Raw genomic sequence first — 20,078 nt, 5'->3', positions numbered from 1 at the left:
CATAAATTCCCAATGACCAAATCCCAAACCAATGAAAGCTGTTGTTTCCTTTGTGAATTGGTCATTCGTGCTTGGTCATTGGTCATTGGCACAAATTCCGGGGGCTCGGCGGCCTCGACCCCGGCCACCCATTCATTTTTCAAGGTCAGGCGGCTTCTAGCGCGCGGGCGTGAGCGATTTCTTTGGCAGCGATCGGACGAAGCTGCGAAGCATACAGCGAAACCACGGCCACAGTTTCGCCTTCCAGCGTCATAAACTCCACCTCGTAGCCCGCTCCGTTCTGGTGGATCATCACGACCGTGCCAATATCTCCGTGCTGCAAACCATGCTCCGGCAGGTCGGTCGCCAGCACCACGCTATCGTGTTCCCGGATCATTGGTTTTTCCTTTTCCGCGGGTAAGCCGAAATCAATCGCGGCACATCTTCACCATTTTCCACGAACCACACGGTGCGAATCAATGGCGCTCGACCATCGGGCGTCTCTATTATACCTTCTACCACGTAGCGAGTGCCAAAGGGAGACTTTTCGATTTTGGCAAGATCATGATCGTGGGCGTGTTTCAGCAATGCTGCGGACAGCACGGTCCAATGATCTTCCGAAAAACCACAGCCTGCAAAAAAAGCGGCCTTATGCCGGCCGTCACGGTGGGTCGTGGAGAGCAAATAGCTCTTCACTTTATTTTCTGACACCTCCGCGGCCTGCAAGTTCGGCAATTTCATGTGCCCATTCCAGCTTACGACAGAAAGCCCAGTGCAATTCGGAGAGCGTTACGTCCTTTAATTAACATAACTGTGCATGACATATCAGACGGGTGGCCCATAATGGCTAGAATTTTCGAGGAACGAAAATATATGGTATCAAATTGCTTGTGGCTGTTGCCTAGACGTTGAGCTAGATTGATGAAGATTTTGTCTTTCCAGTCGTAACGAGGATTTTTTTGTGTCAGATCAGATATTTCAGGCGATTCTTGTCCCATTACTTAGTTCCCTAGTCGGCGCTTTCGTAGTCTATGTTTTCGCCGTCCGCAAACATTTGGTCGAGCGTCGTGCCTCATACTTGGAAAAGCAGCTTGCGGAGTTCTATTCGCCATTAGCTGGATACCACAAACGAATTAGAGCAATGAGCGTTCTTCGAGGACAAATACAAAATGCGGCTGACAAATCATGGAGAGAACTTTGCGAGAGATATTCGCAAGCCCAGCAGATAATGCACGATCATGAAGAACAATTCGCACCCTACCGGAATTTGATAGAGCACGACAATCAACAGTTCCGAGATGAACTTTTTCCCCTTTACAGAAAAATGCTCGATATTTTCACTGATAACTACTGACTAGGTGATTCAGATACCCGCGCACGTTACCAAGATTTTTTGGAATTCGTGGAGCTATGGCAGCGATTTCTAGCGAGAACAATTCCGAATGATGTGTTGGACAAAATCAATCAAAATGAGGAGACAATCAATACTTTTTTCCAACACGTTGAACAGAAGCTGGAGGCGCTTCAAATAGAATTAAAAGACGAGCGATTTTGGAATTTCCGTATCGCGGGATTCTCTGTGCAACATCGAACAAAGTTGAAGGCCAGGAAAGACTTGATCTAGCATTTTTTGAGTTAATCTGCCGCTACGTGCGCGCCTTTTTCGGCGACGGAGCGTTTCATTAGCGGGACCAGCAGCACCAGGGCAAAGGCCACGACGGCGGCCACCCAGAAGACGTCGAAAAAGGCCAGCGAGCTGGCTTGCTGCTGGCGGATGTTGGCCAGGGCTTGCCAGGTCATTTCGCGCGACAGGGGCGCATCGCCGGTGTGCTGGAAAAAGTAATTCTGCATGCCGCTGGCGAAGGTCCGTACATTCTGATTGAACAAATCGAGCTGCTCGTTTAAGCGCAGCAAGTGAAATTGCTCGCGCCGCTCCTGCAGGGTTTGGGCAATCGACGTGCCGACGCTGCCTCCTTCGTTGCGCAGCAGGCTGAACAAGCCGACGGCGGCGGCCCGCAACTCGCGCGGCATGTACATGTAGGCGGCCACGTTCAGCGGCGCAAAAATCAGCGACAGGCCCATCACCATCACAATTCGCGGTCCGGCCACTTGCCACGGGCTGATTTGCAAATTCATGTAGCTCATCCACAAATCGGCAGCGCCCACGACAATCAGACCGATGACAATCAAATACCGAGCATCCGCGCCGAACCGCAACAGCACGCCGCCAATCAGCAGCACCCAAATGGCAAACAGCCCCGCCGGCGACATCACCAGTCCGGAATGATAGGCATCGTAATTAAACAGCGATTGCAACAGCCCGGGAAGCGAAATGCTGGCGGCGTACAGCACGCCATAGGCGCAGAAAATAATAATGCACGACATGAGGAAGTTGCGTTCTTTGAGCGGCCGGAAATTAACGACGGGGTTTTTGATGCGCTGCTCGCGGAAAATAAAAAAGCCAAAGCAAAAGATGATTAGCGCCAGGAGCGTTTGCACGCGCCAGAACGGATCGCCCAGCCAATCCCATTGCTGCCCCTTACTCAGGAAGGTTTCCCAGCACGACATGCCCAGTGCCAACAGGCCGAAGCCAATGTAATCGAAATTCAGCGGCTTTTTGAGCAGCTCGGAACGCTGCTGGCGAAGATATTCCGGATCGCGCACCGTAGCGGCGCAAGCGCCCAGGGCCAGCAAACCGACGGGCACGTTAATGTAAAAAATCCAGCGCCAGTTGTAGTTATCGGTGAGGTAACCGCCCAGTGTGGGGCCAACCACCGGCCCGACCAGCGCGGCCAGGCCGAATACCGTCATCGCTCCGCCTTGGCGTTCCGGGGGAAAGGAATCGATCAAAATTGCCTGGCTGCTGGGCTGCAATCCGCCGCCGGCCAGGCCTTGAATGACGCGGAACAAAATCAATTCCGGCAAGCTCGTGGCCAGCCCACACAACATGCTGGCGATTGTGAAGACGGTAATTGAAAGCATGAAATAATTGCGGCGTCCCATCCGGGCGGAAATCCATCCGGAAATCGGCAAAATGACCGCGTTGGCCGCCAGGTAGCTGGTGATAACCCATTCGCTGTCGACCACCGCCGCCGAGAGGCCGCCGGCAATGTAACGCAGGGCCACGTTGGCAATGGTTGTATCCAGCACTTCCATGAACGTGGGAATGACGACCGCGCCCGCCACCAGCCAGGGATTGACTGCGCGTTGCGGAGTAGCCGGCAGCGAGAGGGCGGCGGTGCTCATGGCCGGTGAATGCGCTGGGGTGGGTACTACTTCGGCAACGGCTGAGAAAGATCGGGGACCGTGGGCGGCTCGTGCGGTTTTGCTTCCGGCGGCTTGGCTTCAGGCGATTTAACGCCTGTAAGATTTGTTTCCTGAGACGGCGCGATTGCATTTTTCTGCTCATCGGCGGGCACTTCGGGATTGGTGCCGTTTTCAATCGCCGAAGTTTCCGACTGACGTGTGACCGTGGGGAGCGGCAAATATGGTTGCAGGAATTTACCGGCGTCGGGCCCGGTGGCCGGTTCTTTCACGTATACATGAGGCACGACGGACAGGCCGATGAACAGCGGGTTGGTATCGGGATCGTAATTGATGGGATCGATGCGCACCGGCAATCGCTGAACCACTTTGATGAAATTGCCCGTGGCGTTTTCCGCGGGCAAAATTGCCAGCGTGGAACCGGTGCCCATGGTGAAGCCGGAAATGCGGCCTTCGAATTCGTGATGCCGGCCGTACATGTCGACCCGCATTTTCACATGCTGCCCGATGCGGAGCTCGTCGAGCTGTGTTTCTTTGAAATTGGCGTCGATCCAAATATCGGTGAGCGAGCGGATGGCCATTAAACCTTGGCCCACCTGCACGTTGTTGCCGGGGTTCACGTTGCGGCGGGTGATAACGCCATCGATTTCGGCCACCACGTCGCAGTAGCTGAGGTTCAAATTCGCCTGATCCAAGTTCGCCTGGGCCTGTTGCAATTTGGCCTGAGCCAGTTTGATGGCCGGCGCTTCGGGGAGCAGCTTGGCGTAAATGCGGTCTAAGTTGCCTTGTGGATCGCGCTTGTAAAAGGCGTCGATCACTTCCTTCGGCGTGGCGTTCCAACTGGGAGGCGTAATTCCCAGCGGCGCGGCGCTGACCATGAGATCGGCCAGGGCTTGGCGCACCGTGGAAAAGTTTTGATCCAAATTCGGTGGCACGTCGGTCAAGTTGCCGCTCTCCGGCTGAGCGGGCAATCCCAAGCCGACGCGGATTTGATACACCTGCTCCAGCGATTGGGTAACCTGCGCTTGCGCCACACGGTAGCCTTCCTCGCGCAGATCGACTTCCTGCTGGCTGATGGCACCGGGAGTGCGAGCCACATCGCGGGCGCGGTCCCAATCGGCTTTGGCGCGGGCTAGGCGGGCTTTGCTGGTGTCGAGCGCGGCCACGGTGGCGCGCAGTTGAGCAATTTGATCGTTGACACTTTCGATGGTGTGTTCCAACTTGAAGCGATTGGCCCGGGCGTTGGCGATCATGCCGCGGACTTCGTCTTCGGCCACATTTACCTCGGCCTGGGCGGTGACCACCAGCGCCTTGTTCACTTCCACGATGACTTGGTACGGCGTTTTATCGAGCTGCACCAGAATATCGCCCTTGTGGACGCGGTTGTTGTCGTCGACCAGCACGTTGACCACCTGATTTGGAATGCGCGGCGCAACAAAGGTGACGTGCCCGTTGACGTAGGCATCGTCGGTGGAAACGGTGGTGAGCGCGGTTTCAACAAACGGAACGCCGAAGATGACCAGCGCGGCGACAACGATTGCCGCCAGCGCAAGCTGAATCAATCGGCGGCGCAGTTTAGATTTGCGACCTGGGATGGCAGCTTTCGCGGGGGGCGACGCTGGAGCGGGAGCAGGGACGGATTCAGACATCCAGCAATTTTACGTCAGCAGGCAGGCACGGCTGGAGGGGACCATCTAGAAAACATGGACCTGGGCGAGACGGCGCAACCCTTTGAAATTCAAGATGTTATGGCGAATGTGTCAGCGGAAACAGTAACCGCAGCGGCACGAGCAGATGCTGGGAATTGTGCTTTCGGGGGCCTGCAAACGGGGCACTTCCGCCAGTTTGTCTTCCGCAGATTGGCGGCTTTGGTTACCGTTCCGCCGCCGGTGAGGTGCGCTTTGACCCTTGGCCGGCAATTAAAACGAACTTCATCGTGGGGAATATGCCATGCAGAAATTTGTCACGCTCGGCCGGAATCATTCGTGGAAAGCGCGCTTGGCGCTGATCGCGAGTTTGGTGACGTGGTTAATTGTGGGGTGCGTTGTGTGCGGAGTGCAAGCGGCGGCCGCCGATGAGTTCCGCGTGGAATCGAAAGTGTTTTCCGGCAAAGACGAATCGGTTACCAGCGACAGCGTAACGCTGTTTACGGACGATCGAGCGTACGACTTTCTTTCCAGCCCGGCGGAGATTACCGTGTTCGATTTTCAGCGCAACCGCATCGTGCTGTTGGACCTCAACCGCAAGCTGCGCACCGAGCTGACCACCGATAAGCTGAATGAATTTACCGAGCAACTGCGCGTGCGGGCTTCGCGGCAGACCGATGCGCTGTTGAAGTTTGCAGCCAACCCGAAGTTCGACGACAGTAAAAGCGATGCGGACGCGCTGGAATTTTCCAGCCCGCTAATGACTTACCGCGTGCATCCGGTCACGCCCGACAACGCCAACGTGGTGCACGCATACCGGATGTTTTCGGATTGGTCGGCGCGGTTGAACGCCCTGATTCATCCCGGCGCCCTGCCGCCGTTTCCACGCTTGGCCGTGAACGAAACTTTGGAACGCAACGCCGAGGTGCCTGAAAGCGTGCAATTAACCGTGGCGCCGCAAAATCATTTAATGGGCAAGCCCACGGTGTTGCGGAGCGAGCATCAACTTTCGATGCGGCTGTTGCCGGCCGACCGCAAGCGGATTGACGACGCCGGAAAGAATTTGGTGACGTTCCCGGAAGTGTCGCTGGAAGAATACTTGCGCCCGGTGCAAACGGCGAAGCGGTAAAGCGCTGTGAATTTTGAATCGGGCACCTCCGAGCCGGGCTGTCCTCAGCCCGGTGTACGTTCATCGCCGACGGGCGAACGACGCACTTCGATCTCCAAGGCGCTCTGCCGCCGAATGTAGTCGAGCACGTTGCGAAAATAATCTCCCGTCCAAATCCATTTCACGCTGCCTGACTCGGCCCACCAAGCTTGGCCTTCTGGCAATGGCCAGAATTTGGAGAGCTCTTCGCTAAGCCAACGCTTGAGCAAGCGGCGCACAATTTTGCCATCGGTATCTGCGGTGATTAAAGCGTGAACATGGTCAGCCTGTGCAGCCGCCAGGTGATACTTCCAACCGCCACGCCGACAAATTTCGGGGATTATCGCCTCCGAGTGGTGGCGCTGGCGAAGCGTCAAGGAGATGGGAGCGAATTGCAATCGGTCGCGCGAGGCGTGCCGCCAAGCGTCGTTTCGGCCCAGGATTGGCTCGTTCACTCGGTTGTGGCGGCAATCGACCGTGCCCCGCTCATCACCGTGCAGCCGCGCGCCATACGTGCCAAAGGTGATGTGGTAAGCCAATGGTTGGTCGGGCATGAATCGAACCAGTGGGTTGTTAGGACGAAGTGGCGAGCGTATTGTAACAGGAGAAACACCGGGCTGAGGACAGCCCGGCTCGGATCACCCGGTTCGTGTCGTTCGCACACCGGGCTGGGGACAGGACGGCTCGGACAAAAGTCATCAAAAACCGGTCGCTTCCGCTTGCATGGCCACGGTTCAAACGCCGCTGTTGTCGCCGCAGTTATTGGCTCAACTGGAAAAGTTGGAGCTCATCAGCCGCAAAATTTTTCGCGGACGAATGAAAGGGGAACGCCGCAGCAAGCGCAAAGGGCAAAGCGTGGAGTTCGCCGATTTTCGCAATTACGTGCCCGGCGACGATTTGCGGTTTGTCGATTGGAACACGTACGCCCGGCTCGACAAGCTGTTTCTTAAAATGTTTTTGGAGGAGGAAGACCTGCATTTTTATGCGCTGATCGATGCCAGCGCGTCGATGGATTTTGGCACGCCCACCAAATTGCAATACGCCAAGCAATTGGCGGCGGCGCTGGGATTCATCGGGTTGGTGCGCGGCGATCGGGTGCGGGTGGAAACGCTGGGGCAGCCGGCTCGGGCTCCCGGGCCAATTTTGCGCGGCCGGCGAAGCTTATGGCGGATGCTCGATCATTTGGAGCAAATTGAACCCGGCGAAGCGGTGACGCTGGCGCAGGGGGTGAAAAACTTTTGCGTGCGCAACAGTGGCAAAGGCATTCTGCTGTTGATTACTGATTTAATGGACAAGGCCGGTTACGAAAGCGCGCTGCGGTATTTGGTCTCGCAGCACATGGATGTGTACGTCATCCAAGTGCTGAGCGCGGAAGAAATCGATCCGGACATCAAGGGCGATTTGAAGCTTTTGGATTGCGAAGACGCCGACGTGGCGGAAATCACGGCCAGCGCGCCGCTGTTGGCCCGCTACAAACGGACATTGGCGGCGTTCATTGAAGGAGCCCGCACTTTTTGTAATCGCCGGGGAATGAATTACTTGATGGCCCGGAACGATTTGCCGGTCGATCAGTTGGTGGCCGGATATTTGCGGAAACGGGGATTGGTGAAATGAGGAGTGTTTGCGAGCTGACGCGCTCAACAGCAAACGGGGCGCTGCTCCATGCGGGTTCTGGTTCAGCGCGACCAACGGTCGCGGCTTTATAATTCAATCGGCCAACTTAATTCGATCGATCAAACCTTGCCCCCTTTCGCATGGACTTTCTTCCCGCACTTTCGGCCTGGCAATGGGCACTGCTGTTGGCGGTGCCGCCGGCAATTGTGGCGCTGTATTTTCTCAAGCTGCGACGGCAGCCGCTGGAAGTGCCCAGCACGTATTTGTGGCAAAAATCGGTTGAAGATTTGCGCGTCAACAGCCTGTGGCAGCGGATTCGGCAGAATCTGTTGCTGTATTTGCAATTGCTGCTGTTGCTGTTGGTCATTCTGGCTTTGCTCCGGCCCGGATGGCGCAGCGGCGAATTGACTGGCGGGCGATACATTCTGTTGATCGACAATTCCGCCAGCATGAACGCCACCGACGTAGCGCCCACACGGTTGGATGAAGCGAAGAAGCAATCGCTGGCGATGGTCGACGAAATGCACAGCGGCGATCAGGCCATGATCATCTGCTTTTCCGACGTGGCGCGGGTCGAACAGGGATGGACTAACTACCGGCACGACTTGCGGCAAGCCGTGGAAAATATTCACCCCACGCATCGGACTACTTCCATTGAAGAGGCCTTGCGAGCCGCCGCCGGTTTGGCCAACCCCACGCGCACGACCGACGAAAATCAAAAAGAAATCAGGCCAGCCAAGTTGTTCATTTTCAGCGATGGCAAATTTCCGCCGGTGGAAGGCTTTTCGCTGGGCAACTTGGAGCCCGTGTTTGTGCCGATTGGAAAACAGACGGCGGAAAACGTGGGCATTGTGGCCTTTAGCGTGCGGCGGAACGAACAGCGCGAAAATCAATTGGAAGCCTTCGGCAGCTTGCAAAACTTCGGTCAAGAAGAAATTACCGCCCCCGTCGATTTGCTGCTGAATGGAAATGGCATTGACGCATCGACGGTGCATATCAAGCCCGGCGAAACCGCTGGCGTGTCGTTTCGCTTGGGCGATATTGATTCCGGCGTGCTGGAACTGCGGCTCACCCAGGCCGACGCTTTGCCCGACGACAACCGCGCTTGGGCGGCGGTCAATTCTTCCCGGCGGCCAAAAGTGTTGCTCGTCACGCCCGGCAACGAAGCGCTGGAGATGGCGCTGGCGACGTCGCGGGTTGGCGAAATGGCCGAAGTTTCCCAGGCCAAGCCTGCCGTGCTGACGACCCCAGAGCATCAGCGTGCCGCAGCGGCCGGCGCATTCGATTTAATTATTTACGATCGCTGTCAGCCGACGCAAATGCCGCGGGCCAACACGCTGTTCATTGGCGCCATCCCGCTGCCCAGCAGCGAGACCACCCTTGTGCCGGCAAATGGAAACACACCGCCTGGCAATTCGACCAACGCATCTGGCGGCGCGTCTGCCGGCGGCAAGACAAACCCAGTGGCGGCCGCCAGCGGCACGGGGTGGTCGCTAGGCGCGCCGGTGGTTTATCCGCAGATTATTGATGCGGACCGTTCGCACCCGCTAATGCAATGGCTCGATTTGGGCGATGTCGACATCGGAGAAGCCCGACCCGTCACGCCTCCTGCCGGCGGCACGCGGCTCATCGATTCCAACAAAGGCACGTTACTTGCAATCGCTCCGCGGGAAGGTTTTGAGGATGCGGTGCTGGGGTTCGAAATTTACACGACCGATAAAGAGGGCGAGCAAGTGCCCAACACCACCTGGCCAATTCGTCGCAGTTTCCCGGCGTTTGTCTATGCCGTATTGGGTTATTTAGGCGGAGCTAGCGGCTTGCAGACGGGTGAAACCATTAAGCCTGGCCAGCCGATAACACTTAAGAGCGACACGCCGATCGACGAATTGACGGTCCGCACACCGCAGGGCCTGGCCGAAACGGTGCCGCGGAGCCAAGGGGGTGGGTTCCACTTCAACGAGACCGGCGAGTTGGGTTCGTATGAAGTCAGCGCGGGAAAGAAGCTTGTGCAGCGGTTCACGGTCAACCTGTTTGATCCGCTGGAGAGCAACCTTGCCACGGCAAAAGATGAATCCATCCACATCGGCCATGTAACGGTTGTCGGGCAGGCTGGCTACGAGCCGGTTCGGCAGGAAATTTGGAAATGGCTGGCCGTGGCTGGGCTGGCCGTGCTCCTGCTAGAGTGGTATATCTACAATCGGCGCGTGTACGTGTAACGAAGCTGGCAGAAAGCGAATTTTAGGCAAGTCGAATTCGACCGGGCGGATACGCATGTCGCACAGTTCCACGTCGCTTCCTCCGCCGATCGAGCCTTCCCAGTTCCCAGTTCCGCAACAACGATTAGGGCAGGTTGGGTCTCCGCAGTCGAGACCTTCTCGGCGGCGTCGAAAAGTCATCAACCGCCTGGTCGAAACGAAAGTCTGGAAGAAAGTTCCGTATCAGGAATATCAAGAACACGTGCGCCGGGTATATGCCGGACCGAAAGGGGCGCTGTTGTGGGCCTGCAGCTTGGTGTCGCTGCATGCTCCGCTGGGAGATCGGATGTTCCGCCAGCGGCGATTTGATTTGCGCGGCCGCAAACGCATTTTGGATGTGGGCAGCGGCGCCGGCCAAATTGTGCAGCACTTGTTGAAATACGCCGACGAAGATGCCGCCATCGTGGGCTCGGATCTTTCCTCGGAGATGCTCCGGCGAGCGCAAGGACGGTTAAAAAGCGGACGGCCGCAATTTCTCTCCGCGGATTTATCGCGCCTTCCCTTTGCCGACGGCGCTTTCGATTGCATCACCTGTGGCTACGTCTTGGAGCACCTGCCCGAAGCGCGGCCGGGCTTGTCGGAAATGGCCCGCGTATTGGCGCCCGGCGGCCGGATGCTGCTGCTGACGACCGAAGACAGTTTTGGCGGCGCGTGGACCAGCCGGTTGTTTTTGTGCCGCACATATAACCGGCAGGAACTGCTGAACATTTGCCGCGAAGTGGGCTTGGAGCCAGTGCAAGAACTCTGGCTTTCCGATATTCACAAAAAGCTGCGCGCCGGCGGCATTTGCTTAGAACTCCGCCGGGTGTGACGCACTCGTCTGATTCTAATTGTTTACCGCAGAGGACGCAGAGAAGCATAACCTCCAATGATAGCCGGATGCTCACAGCATCCGGACCGGACGGCGTGGCCGTCCGGCTACTTCTGTAATGAAGTTAACCGCGAGGTTTTTTGCCCCGATAGCTCAGATCGAGCAAATCCATCGGATGGTAGATGGGCAAATGCTGCCTTTGTTGCCGAGCCTCGCGGGCAATTTGCAAAATGCAGCCGGCGTTGGCGGTGATAACCGCTTGTGCCCCCGTGCTGAGAATATTTTGCAGCTTGCGGCGGCTTAGCCTTTGCGACATTTCCGGCTGCGTGAGGTTGTAAGTGCCGGCCGCGCCGCAGCACAATTCGCTCTCGGGCAACTCGCACAACTCCAGTCCGGGAATCAGGCCGAGCAATTTTCGCGGGGCGGAACGGATTTTCTGGGCATGCACCAGATGGCAGGCATCGTGATATGTGGCTTTCAACTTGATTTCCCCAGTCGGAGCCGTGGGTCCCAGTTCGTCCAGAAATTCGTGGATGTCCTTCACTTTGGCGGCAAAGTGTTCGCGCTGGGGCTGGAGTTCGTCGTGCCAGTGATGGCCATAATCTTTCAGCATCGCCCCGCAGCCGGCGACGTTCGTGATCACGGCATCAACTTCGTCAATTTTGAATGCCGCTAAGTTGGCGTCGGCGAATTGCCGGGCCGGTTCGCTTGCCCCGCTGTGAAAATGAATTGCTCCGCAACAGGCTTGGGTGCGCGGCACCAGCACATCGCAGCCATTTTGCTGGAGCACGCGGACCGTGGCCCAATGCGTGGGACGAAAAAATACATCGGCCACGCACCCGGTAAACATCGCCACCCGAGCCCGGGGCCGGCCAACAGCGGGCAAAATTTCCGGAAGCCGACGGCCGCGGCGTTTGGCCGGGGGCAGCATGCTTGTCAATTGCCGCAGCCGCTCCGGCAGCAAACGCATCGCACCCACATGTCGTAAGAGCCACATCAGGCCGGTGCGCTGCGCCACCCTGACCGGAAACAACAGCCGCGCCATTTTGCTGGGATAGGGAAACAGGCCGAATAAAATGCGGCGCTGAAACCAATCGTCGGCCTGTTGCGGATCGTCCCGCATTTGCTCCATGCCCATTTGCTCCATGCCCACGCGAAACGGCTCGATCAACCGGCCGTATTGCACCCCGGAGGGGCAGGCCGTTTCGCAAGCCCGGCAATCGAGGCACAAATCGAGATGCTGCCGCACTTCCGCGGAGAGTTCCAGCCGGCCGTCGGTCACAGCACGCATCAAGTAAATACGACCGCGCGGGCCGTCGTTTTCATCGCCCAATTCGGCATACGTGGGGCACGTGGCAGTACACAATCCACAGTGAACGCACTCCAGAAACCGCTGGTAGTTTATGTCCGCGCCAGGATTGAGGGTGTGATCGGCCTGTCGTCCGTTGGCGTGCGGTGCGCTCGTTGATTTCGTGATTTCCGATGACATGCTCGCTCCGTCGCGCCGGCCAGCTTGTGGTGGACCGCGCTGCTGCTCCTGCGCGACCACCGGTCGCGGCTTTAGTATTTTTGGACCACTACTACAATCCAGCGTACACAAAACGGCCGCGATTGAGCAGATCTTTGGGATCGAATTGGCGTTTGATTTCGTCCATTACCGCGGCGGTTTCGCCCAAGGCGCCCCACCAACATTGGCGTGTGAGCTCTCCGGCGGTGGCACACGATAAAACGGTGACATGGCCGCCAAATTCGGCCGCCGCCGGTTGCAGCCGGCTGACGAGCATTTTTGACACTCCGCCAGCGCCGAACTGGGCCAATCGGGCGATGACCACTCCGTTGCCGGCGTGCGCTTGAATGGAACAGTTCGGATCGATCCGCATCAGCAGTTGAGTGAATTCGACCGTGCGGCTGGGACGCACCGCTGCTTTGATGACCAGCGGTGCTTCTCCTTCGACCGGAAACTGAGCCAGCCGCATCCATAGCCCGGCGGTGTGATGATCGGCAAGCACTTCGCCGGCCGCACCTTGCTTGCGCCACTCGTTCCAGAGCGTGTCGGACATCCACTGCACTTCTTTCTCCGTTCCCTCCAGTCCAACTAGCAGATGCGCCGCGCCGCGCTCGCCGAGGGCGCCCAGCACCGGGTCGTTGCTCCACGCCGGTCCGGCCAGCAATTCAATGGCAGCGGGCGCAACTTGCGTGGTCACCAGCGCTTCCAAGAGCCGCTCGGCCGTTTCCCAATTGCGCGCGCGGCAAGCCACAAAGCGCGAAAATTCGGGCAGCGGTTTCACACGCAGCGTCACTTGCGTGATAATTCCCAACGTGCCGAGCGAACCGGTCAGTAGCTTGCAGAAATCGTAGCCGGCCACATTTTTCACGACTCTGCCGCCGCCGTGAAACAGCGTGCCTCGGCCATCGACGGCGGCAATGCCAATGACGTAATCGCGCAGCGTGCCTTGGGCATAACGCCGCGCGCCGGAAGTGTTCGTGGCAATGACGCCGCCGAGGGTAGCCCGATGGGCGTCGGGTAAATCGATCGGCAATCGCTGTTTTTCTTTGGCCAATGCGGCGGTGAGCACATCGAGCGTAAGGCCAGCTTCGACGGTGACCGTCATGTCACGGGCCGGATAATCGATGACGCGCTTTAATCCTTGCAGCGAGAGACCCAGGCCGGAATGGCGCGCCGGCAAGCCGAAATTCAGACTTGTTCCGCCGCCGATGGGATAAATGGGAGTGCCGTCAGCAAACGCTTCGCGCACTGTTTGCGCGAGCTCCGCGTCGGCGGCGGGAGTAAGTGTGTCGGTCAGCGGAAGTGAATCTGCGGTGGCAGGCACGGGAAGGATGATGGGGTGAGCAGGTAAGGAGCTGATGGGGCGAGGACTGGAATTAATCAAAGCGCCGCGCGGCGGCCAGGGTGCTTTTGTTTGAGGCCCGCGAAACCACGGCCGGCTTGTTCCATGCCGCAGCCGCCGGCCGAAGGAAGCAACTTGCAGGGGCTTAAGCGGCCATCGGGATTAAACGCCGTGCGGAGCCGCTCCATCGCGGCCAAATCGTCGGCGGTGAACATTTTTTGCATGAAGGCGATTTTCTCTACGCCGATGCCGTGCTCGCCGGTGACACTGCCGCCGCAAGCAATGCACTCTTCAAGAATCTCTCCGCCGGCGGCCAGCACGCGCTTAATTTGCGCCGGATCGCGCTCGTCGAACAGCAAAATAGGATGCAAATTTCCGTCGCCGGCATGAAACACATTCACAATTCGCACGCCGTGCCGCTGGCCAATTTCCATGATCCGCCGAAAAATGTGCGGCAACTTGGTGCGCGGCACTACGCCGTCCTGCGTGCAATAACTGGGGCTGATTCGCCCGACCGCGCCAAAGGCCTGCTTGCGGCACTTCCACAGACGCAGGCGATCTTCCGCATCTTTCGCGGGACGCACTTCGCGGGCCTGGCACTGGTTGCAAATTTCGATAATGCGATCACGCTGCTGGTCGAGTCCGACTTCCAGACCATCGACTTCGATCAGCAAAATTGCTTTGGCATCCAGCGGAAAACCCATGTGAAACGCCTGTTCCACGGCGACGAGAATTCCTTCATCCATCATTTCCAAGGCGGCGGGAATGATGCCGGCGCCGATAATTTCGCTGATGGTATTGGTGGCGTCGTCCACGGAATCGTAAATGCACAATAGCGTGCGCACCCCCTGCGGATTGCGCGTGAGGCGGACCCAAATTTTCGTCACAATGGCCAGCGTCCCTTCACTGCCGACCAGCGTGCCGACCAGGTCCAGGCCGAGTGGATCTTCCGCCGGCCCGCCGAATTGCACAATTCGGCCATCGGCCAACACCGCTTCCACGCCCAGCACGTGGTTGACCGTGACGCCGTACTTCAGCGTGTGTGGGCCGCCGCTGTTGGTGGCCACATTGCCGCCGATGGTGCACGCACCCTGGCTGGAGGGATCGGGAGCGTAATGATAGTCCTGCCCTTTGAGCGCCTGATTGAGCCAAGCATTCACCACGCCGGGCTGCACCACCGCATACCGCTCGCGCAGATTGATTTCCTCAATGGCCTTCATCCGCGTGAGCACAATCATCATGCCGCCGCCGACCGGCAAGCAGCCGCCGGCCAAACTGGTTCCGGCTCCCCGCGGCACAAATGGCACACGATGTTTATTCGCCAAGCGCACAACATCGGCCACTTGCTGCGTGGTGCGGGGGAACACAACCACATCGGGGCTGTTTTTTTCGATCACGAAGCCATCGCATTCGTAAACCACTAGATCGGCATGGGCCGAAAGCACGCCATCGACGCCCACGGCTTCCCGCAGTTCGTCGACCAGTTGCGGCAACACAGCGGTACTCATGCGAGAGAATGTTCCTGATCCACGGATGGGGAAAGCACAAATTATAGCGCGGTTAAACGTTGAACGTCAGCGGGCCAAAACCGGTCGCCAACGGCCAAAACCTAATATCGCAGGCCATTTTTGCGGATGTGGACGTAGGGTTGGCCCTCGCCGGTAAGCTGGCCGGCCAGCACATCGGCCAGAAAAATGCGATGATCGCCGGAATCGACGTGCGAATTTGGCCGGCACTCCAAATGGCCTAAGATGTCGGCCAGCACGGGCAAATTTCCGACGGTGCGATGGAGGCTCAGGCCGGTGAAGGCCGGCTCGCCAGGCTCAAAGCCGCGCCCAAAATGGCTGAGCAATGGTTTTTGATCTTCGCGCAATAAATTCAACACGAACGGCTCTTTGGCACCCAGCCACTCGGCCACGTAGCGACCCTGCTTCACGGCCACGGTAACCATCGGCGGCTCGAAGCCCGCCTGCATGACCCAACTGGCGAGCATGCCGGTTTCGCTTCCTTGATGGGCGATCGTGAGAATAAACAGCCCGCTGGGCACGCGCCCCAAAATAGCTTCCAGTTGCGACGCGGCCATGAATTAGGTTCCCGGAGTTTTTTTCAGTTGGAAGCTTTTTTAAGTTGTCGGCCAAGTTGCCGCTCGACACTAGCGACTTTGGCTTGCAGGCGGCCGCTGTGACCGCGCCGCACATCGAGCTTGGCGGTGCAGGAAACGCGCGGGTGATCTGCCGCCACAATTTCAACGCAGCGACGAAGGACATCGAGCACGGCATTCAAATCGCCTTCGACCAACGTGCCCATCGCGTGCAGTTGGTAATCGAGCCCGGACTGCTCGACAATTTCCAAACACTTGGCCACCGCCGGGCTAACGCTTTCGCCGGCGCCCATGGGCGACACGCTGAATTCAAGAAGAACCACGGCGAAAATCCCAGTGAGTCGGTGGTGAAAACTCAAGAACGAGCCAGCAACACGCAGTCACTGGATTGTAGAAGCCAGCCCCGGAAATGTCGATTGGCGGGAATCCCTAAGTGCTTGATTCCTCTGCGGTTAGATAACTAAGAATCGGCCTGGGCAGCACCGCCGCACTTCAGTAAACTACCCCACTTTTCTCTTCGGCCATTCGGCCCGTGGCACATCGCCTGTTTATGATTTCATTCCGCCAAACTGATTTCGCCGGGCGCTTCGTTTTCGCTGCGCTATTCGCACTGGGTGCAATTGCCGCTTGTAAAATTTCAACGGCGAGCGCGACGGAAGGCGATATTCCCCCGCCAATGCCGGCCACATTTGCGGGCAATATTTACGGACTGGGCCAAGCAGCAGCGGCAGTGCCACGCACCACGTACGACGATCAACGCCAATCGGTTTATATTCTCGACGGGCCGACCACGGGTCCAGCATTGGCCGCGCCAGGCGCAAACAGTTCGGTTAATTCTCATCCGGCGAACCAGGCGATTTATCAGCCCGGGCAGCAGTTCCAATTGCTGGATGCCCCGCGTCCCGGTGCGGCGCCCGTTTCGTTCAACACCATCAATGCGCCTTCGCTACCGCCGGGGGCAATTGTGCCGGATGGTTTCGACTATGCCGACGAACCGTGGAGCTGGCAACTGATGCCGGACGGCTTGATTTGGCACTCGGCATTAGCCGGGACCAAAGAGCCGCGCATTGGCGGCGTGTTGCTGAGCGATACCGGCGTCGATACCAAGCTCGATGGCACGGTGGGCGGCCGCGTTGGACTTTTGCGTTTTGGCAACACCGCCGATTTCCGCCCGCAAGGTTGGCAGGTGGATGCGGAAGGGGCGGCCTTCATCCGGCAAGATTTAACGCAAAACAGTGATGTCGATGCCTACGATTTTCGCATCGGCTTTCCGGTCACGTACGGCTGGGGCGATTACCAAATGAAAATCGCCTGGTATCACACCAGCGCCCACATTGGCGATGAATTCGAGCTGAAGCACCCCGCGTTCGTGCGCATCGATTACAGCCGCAACGCCATTGTGTGGGGTCATGGGTACTACCTCACGCCCGATCTGCGGCTGTACGGCGAATTTGAATGGGCCTACTTTGTCGCCGGGGGCAGCCGGCCGTGGGCCATTCAGTTCGGGCTGGAGTACAACCCCGTGGTGCGCGGCTGGCACGGCGCGCCGTTTTTCGATATCAACGCCTACCTGAAGCAAGAAAACGATTGGGGCGGCCCGCTCACGGTGGAAACCGGCTGGCAATGGCGACCGGAGCACGGCGGACAGATGGTTCGCACCGGCTTCTTCTACCAAACCGGTCCCAGCATTTACGGCCAGTTCTTCCGCGACAGCGAGCAGCTCATCGGCTACGGGCTGTGGTACGATTATTAATGACGGCAAAAACGCCGCTCCATACTTACCCGGAATGATTGCGCACGTTTTTCCTTGGTCTCCATCGCGCCCTGGCAACGATTAGACTAATTGCGGCTAGCGTTAACAAAGTGAATGCCGCGGGTTCGGGGACAGGGTTGGCGGAGCCACCGCCGGATTGGAGAAGGTTGAGCAGCGCTTGGAGATCGGTGTTGGTGAATTTGTTGTCGCCGTCGAGGTCGCCAATCAGCAGCAGTTGGGCAGCGGTAAGAGTAGGGTCGTAAGTCGTCTTGTAACCGCTGAGGTCCGTCAGCGCTTTCATCATGGGCAGAATGTCGGACGCATCCACGTGGCCATCGCGGTTGAAATCGCCGGGCAGGAATGTTTCGACGACCGATAGCGCGCCGCTGGTGTAAAGCTGCGACGTATCCCACATCATCCCGCCGGTTAACTCCGGCAGCTGAAGCGTGTCGAAGCTTCCAGACAGTGCATTGCTGATGAGGATGTCAAACGTTTCACCGGCTTGCGGTGTGAAGCCGCCGATCAGCGACACCGCCAGCGTGCCGGCCAGCGTGGCCGATCCTGTGATGGCCACTTGATCGTACTGGCTGCCTGGCGTGGCGCCGGCCAATTTGATGTCGGTTTACGAGCCGCTGTTCAGGGTCAACGAGCCCAGCGTGAGCGTGCCAGTGCCGGTGGGGCCACTGCCGGGCGAAAGAATGCCGCCGAAGCTGACGCTGGCCATGCCCGCCCACGGAGCCGTGGCCGGCCAACGTGCCGCCAAAGTTCACGGCCACATCGCCCGTGATGGAACCGTCCACGGCCAAGGTGCCGCCGCTGATGGTTGTGCCGCCGCTGTAGGCATTCGCGCCGGATAAAGTCAACGAACCGTTGGCGACGTTCAGCGCCACCGGGCCGCCGAAGCCGCCGCCGTCCTGGATGGCTCCGCCGAATGTGCTGGCGCCGCCGGAATAATACAGTGTGGCCTGATTCGGATTGGTGTTGGTAACCAGATTGCCAGCGCCACCGGAGAGATCCCCCACGGTATTCTGCGTCCCATCTAAATCCAGCGTGCCCGTAGTGACGCCGTTGCCCAGGGTGACCGCCGGAGTTCCCATTAGCGCGCTATTGGCAGCCAGTTGCAACGTGCCATTGGTCACGTTAATCGTCGGGCTGGCGATGCTGCCGACAACCGAAACCGTTCCGCCGCCGCTGATCGTGGTGGTGCCGGTGTAACTGTTGAAATTGTTCAGTGTGACCAAATTCGATCCGGCAAAGGCGACATTCGTGGTTCCGCCAATGCCGTTGAAGCCATTCACCGTGTAAGTATTCTGCGAGTTATTGAAGGTGACGGAATTGGCAATCACGTCGCCGCTGTTCAGGTCCACGACGAAGTTGGCCGCCGTATCGTCGAAGGTGACATGATCGCCGGCATAAAACACATCGGGAGTTAACGCTTCGTTGCCGTGGTTCTCCCAGTTGTTGGTCGTTAGCGTGTCCCAAGCGCCGCCCCCGTCGAAGCTGAGATTGTTACTGCCGATCCAAGTCAGATTGGCTGGCCCGCCGCTGACGGTAACGATGATGGCGCCAGCGGCGCCGCTGCCTCCGGTGAGTGATGGCGTGAGAGTATCGCGTCCAATGGTTATGGCCTGCGTCGGCAAACTGCCCAGGAAGCCGTTGTCGTTGAAGTTCGTGGCCGAGAGGAGCGTGAAGACGGTTCCGGCATCGGGAAAGCCGCTTAGTGAGAGAGCAATGGTGGGCGTGGCAGTGAACGTGGCGGTGTCGGCCGTGATCTGGCTATTGCTGCTGGTGCCGACATCAAAGCCCAGCGTGGCCGGACCGCTGACACTTACGCTACTCAAGTGGCCGGTGGTATCGTCGGTCAGTGTGACTTGCCCGCCGGAGACGTTCATTTGCCCGCCGCCGGTGATGTGGCCATAAGTGGCGTTGCCGGCGGTGTGCGTGTAGGTTCCCATCAAGTTCAGCGCGTTAGCGATCACGCTTCCGCCGTTGACGTTAAATCCGCTGCCGGCGGTGTTGTAGACCGTGATCTGTCCTCCAAAGGCGATGGAGCCCGTGCCGCTGACGGTCAAAACCCCCGTGCCGCCGGGCCCGGCGCTGGAGCCGCCGATATAAATGTTCGCAGCACTCAACAGCGTGCCGCCGCTAAGGGTATACGTGCCGCTGGAACCGCTGTTCACGCCCAGCGACAGCTCGCCGACTAGCGGACTATTGGTTCCGCCCGACTGATTCAAGATGCCGGTGCCGCTGGCGCCGATGAATTCGCCGCCGTTGCTGGCCAGTGAGCTCAGGGACGGGCAGATTTCCCGCCGCTGCAACGGCCACGACCAACCACAGCCCACCCCGATTAAAACGTTTCATTGCTGCTCTCCAATTTACTCGCTTTGGATGTTCAATAACGAATCGCGCGTCAACAAATCGCAGGGACAGCGCAATGTTTCAAGCGCAGGCAACGCGTCGAAAAAAATGACCCTATGAACCGATCACACAGAACACCAACCAGGCAACCAAAACGATCCTGGCGGCTGTGACCGGGGCGACAGCAAGAAGGCCATCCACGGGTCTAAAAGCCGAGCCGTGCCGCCACTATATCCCACGGCCTGGGGAAACGCAACGATTTAACGCATTGGTCATTGTCCAACCAGCGGGACCTGGAAAC

At 58.3% G+C, this 20,078-nt stretch carries 18 protein-coding genes; 6 read left to right on the top strand and 12 right to left on the bottom strand.

Features of this window, described 5'->3' with window-relative positions; all coding sequences use genetic code 11:
* Positions 1 to 145 precede the first annotated feature (145 nt).
* Complete coding sequence (locus VFE46_19705) at positions 146 to 376, bottom strand: DUF4926 domain-containing protein (GenBank protein ID HZZ30234.1); 231 nt, start codon at positions 374 to 376, stop codon at positions 146 to 148.
* Entirely contained in the window at positions 373 to 720 is a 348-nt protein-coding gene (locus VFE46_19700; protein HZZ30233.1) for a hypothetical protein, read from the bottom strand. The genes VFE46_19705 and VFE46_19700 overlap by 4 nt, the downstream gene beginning before the upstream one ends.
* Positions 721 to 940: 220 nt before the next feature.
* Between VFE46_19700 and VFE46_19695 the strand changes: the two genes are divergently transcribed.
* Complete coding sequence (locus VFE46_19695) at positions 941 to 1,333, top strand: hypothetical protein (protein HZZ30232.1); 393 nt, start codon at positions 941 to 943, stop codon at positions 1,331 to 1,333.
* Between the two features lie 281 nt (positions 1,334 to 1,614).
* Here VFE46_19695 and VFE46_19690 read toward each other — a convergent pair whose 3' ends face one another.
* Entirely contained in the window at positions 1,615 to 3,225 is a 1,611-nt protein-coding gene (locus VFE46_19690; protein HZZ30231.1) for a DHA2 family efflux MFS transporter permease subunit, read from the bottom strand.
* A 26-nt stretch (positions 3,226 to 3,251) separates the two neighbouring features.
* Positions 3,252 to 4,892: an efflux RND transporter periplasmic adaptor subunit gene (locus VFE46_19685; protein ID HZZ30230.1), complete on the bottom strand. Its 1,641-nt coding sequence runs from the start codon at positions 4,890 to 4,892 to the stop codon at positions 3,252 to 3,254.
* Positions 4,893 to 5,193: 301 nt separating this feature from the next.
* On the opposite strand from VFE46_19685, the gene VFE46_19680 reads away from it, so the two are divergent.
* Entirely contained in the window at positions 5,194 to 6,018 is an 825-nt protein-coding gene (locus tag VFE46_19680; GenBank protein HZZ30229.1) for a hypothetical protein, read from the top strand.
* A gap of 44 nt (positions 6,019 to 6,062) precedes the next feature.
* On the opposite strand, the gene VFE46_19675 is transcribed toward VFE46_19680, so the two are convergent.
* Positions 6,063 to 6,590 carry a hypothetical protein gene (locus VFE46_19675; protein HZZ30228.1) on the bottom strand — a complete coding sequence of 176 codons (528 nt, stop codon included), beginning with the start codon at positions 6,588 to 6,590 and terminating at the stop codon, positions 6,063 to 6,065.
* 169 nt (positions 6,591 to 6,759) lie between these two features.
* On the opposite strand from VFE46_19675, the gene VFE46_19670 reads away from it, so the two are divergent.
* From VFE46_19670 to VFE46_19660, 3 genes are all read left to right on the top strand, one after another.
* Positions 6,760 to 7,650 (top strand): DUF58 domain-containing protein, encoded by an 891-nt coding sequence (locus VFE46_19670; protein ID HZZ30227.1) that lies wholly within the window; start codon positions 6,760 to 6,762, stop codon positions 7,648 to 7,650.
* Between the two features lie 140 nt (positions 7,651 to 7,790).
* Positions 7,791 to 9,866, top strand: a complete 2,076-nt coding sequence (locus VFE46_19665; protein HZZ30226.1) for a VWA domain-containing protein — start codon at positions 7,791 to 7,793, stop codon at positions 9,864 to 9,866.
* Between the two features lie 55 nt (positions 9,867 to 9,921).
* Entirely contained in the window at positions 9,922 to 10,716 is a 795-nt protein-coding gene (locus VFE46_19660; GenBank protein HZZ30225.1) for a class I SAM-dependent methyltransferase, read from the top strand.
* Positions 10,717 to 10,840: 124 nt separating this feature from the next.
* On the opposite strand, the gene VFE46_19655 is transcribed toward VFE46_19660, so the two are convergent.
* The 5 genes from VFE46_19655 to VFE46_19635 all read right to left on the bottom strand — a co-directional run bounded on the left by VFE46_19655 (position 10,841) and on the right by VFE46_19635 (position 15,989).
* On the bottom strand, positions 10,841 to 12,205 hold the full coding sequence (locus VFE46_19655; protein HZZ30224.1) for a heterodisulfide reductase-related iron-sulfur binding cluster: 1,365 nt from the start codon (positions 12,203 to 12,205) through the stop codon (positions 10,841 to 10,843).
* Positions 12,206 to 12,296: 91 nt separating this feature from the next.
* The gene (locus VFE46_19650; GenBank protein ID HZZ30223.1) at positions 12,297 to 13,547 is read right to left on the bottom strand and encodes an FAD-binding oxidoreductase; all 1,251 of its coding nucleotides are present in this window, start codon (positions 13,545 to 13,547) and stop codon (positions 12,297 to 12,299) included.
* 56 nt (positions 13,548 to 13,603) lie between these two features.
* On the bottom strand, positions 13,604 to 15,073 hold the full coding sequence (locus VFE46_19645; protein HZZ30222.1) for an FAD-linked oxidase C-terminal domain-containing protein: 1,470 nt from the start codon (positions 15,071 to 15,073) through the stop codon (positions 13,604 to 13,606).
* 101 nt (positions 15,074 to 15,174) lie between these two features.
* The gene (locus VFE46_19640; GenBank protein ID HZZ30221.1) at positions 15,175 to 15,648 is read right to left on the bottom strand and encodes a flavin reductase family protein; all 474 of its coding nucleotides are present in this window, start codon (positions 15,646 to 15,648) and stop codon (positions 15,175 to 15,177) included.
* Positions 15,649 to 15,671: 23 nt separating this feature from the next.
* A complete protein-coding gene (locus tag VFE46_19635) occupies positions 15,672 to 15,989 on the bottom strand; it encodes an MTH1187 family thiamine-binding protein (protein HZZ30220.1) in 318 nt (105 codons plus the stop codon).
* 353 nt (positions 15,990 to 16,342) lie between these two features.
* Here VFE46_19635 and VFE46_19630 point away from each other — a divergent pair, with 353 nt between their 5' ends.
* Positions 16,343 to 17,419, top strand: a complete 1,077-nt coding sequence (locus VFE46_19630) for a DUF1207 domain-containing protein (GenBank protein HZZ30219.1) — start codon at positions 16,343 to 16,345, stop codon at positions 17,417 to 17,419.
* A gap of 25 nt (positions 17,420 to 17,444) precedes the next feature.
* On the opposite strand, the gene VFE46_19625 is transcribed toward VFE46_19630, so the two are convergent.
* Together VFE46_19625 and VFE46_19620 are read right to left on the bottom strand one after the other, a co-directional pair.
* Positions 17,445 to 17,993 carry a dockerin type I domain-containing protein gene (locus VFE46_19625; protein HZZ30218.1) on the bottom strand — a complete coding sequence of 183 codons (549 nt, stop codon included), beginning with the start codon at positions 17,991 to 17,993 and terminating at the stop codon, positions 17,445 to 17,447.
* On the bottom strand, positions 17,914 to 19,761 hold the full coding sequence (locus tag VFE46_19620) for an autotransporter-associated beta strand repeat-containing protein (protein HZZ30217.1): 1,848 nt from the start codon (positions 19,759 to 19,761) through the stop codon (positions 17,914 to 17,916). The genes VFE46_19625 and VFE46_19620 overlap by 80 nt, the downstream gene beginning before the upstream one ends.
* Positions 19,762 to 20,078 lie beyond the last annotated feature (317 nt).

The organism is Pirellulales bacterium, assembly GCA_035656635.1.
GTDB lineage: Bacteria > Planctomycetota > Planctomycetia > Pirellulales > JADZDJ01 > DATJYL01.
This window is presented reverse-complemented; position numbering and strand designations above follow the sequence as displayed.

Coding starts and splice junctions, on each gene's coding strand:
- VFE46_19705 (HZZ30234.1), bottom strand. CDS start 376: ATGATCCGGGAACACGATAGCGTGGTGCTGGCGACCGACCTGCCGGAG.
- VFE46_19700 (HZZ30233.1), bottom strand. CDS start 720: ATGAAATTGCCGAACTTGCAGGCCGCGGAGGTGTCAGAAAATAAAGTG.
- VFE46_19690 (HZZ30231.1), bottom strand. CDS start 3,225: ATGAGCACCGCCGCCCTCTCGCTGCCGGCTACTCCGCAACGCGCAGTC.
- VFE46_19685 (HZZ30230.1), bottom strand. CDS start 4,892: ATGTCTGAATCCGTCCCTGCTCCCGCTCCAGCGTCGCCCCCCGCGAAA.
- VFE46_19680 (HZZ30229.1), top strand. CDS start 5,194: ATGCAGAAATTTGTCACGCTCGGCCGGAATCATTCGTGGAAAGCGCGC.
- VFE46_19675 (HZZ30228.1), bottom strand. CDS start 6,590: ATGCCCGACCAACCATTGGCTTACCACATCACCTTTGGCACGTATGGC.
- VFE46_19670 (HZZ30227.1), top strand. CDS start 6,760: ATGGCCACGGTTCAAACGCCGCTGTTGTCGCCGCAGTTATTGGCTCAA.
- VFE46_19665 (HZZ30226.1), top strand. CDS start 7,791: ATGGACTTTCTTCCCGCACTTTCGGCCTGGCAATGGGCACTGCTGTTG.
- VFE46_19660 (HZZ30225.1), top strand. CDS start 9,922: ATGTCGCACAGTTCCACGTCGCTTCCTCCGCCGATCGAGCCTTCCCAG.
- VFE46_19655 (HZZ30224.1), bottom strand. CDS start 12,205: ATGTCATCGGAAATCACGAAATCAACGAGCGCACCGCACGCCAACGGA.
- VFE46_19645 (HZZ30222.1), bottom strand. CDS start 15,073: ATGAGTACCGCTGTGTTGCCGCAACTGGTCGACGAACTGCGGGAAGCC.
- VFE46_19640 (HZZ30221.1), bottom strand. CDS start 15,648: ATGGCCGCGTCGCAACTGGAAGCTATTTTGGGGCGCGTGCCCAGCGGG.
- VFE46_19630 (HZZ30219.1), top strand. CDS start 16,343: ATGCCGGCCACATTTGCGGGCAATATTTACGGACTGGGCCAAGCAGCA.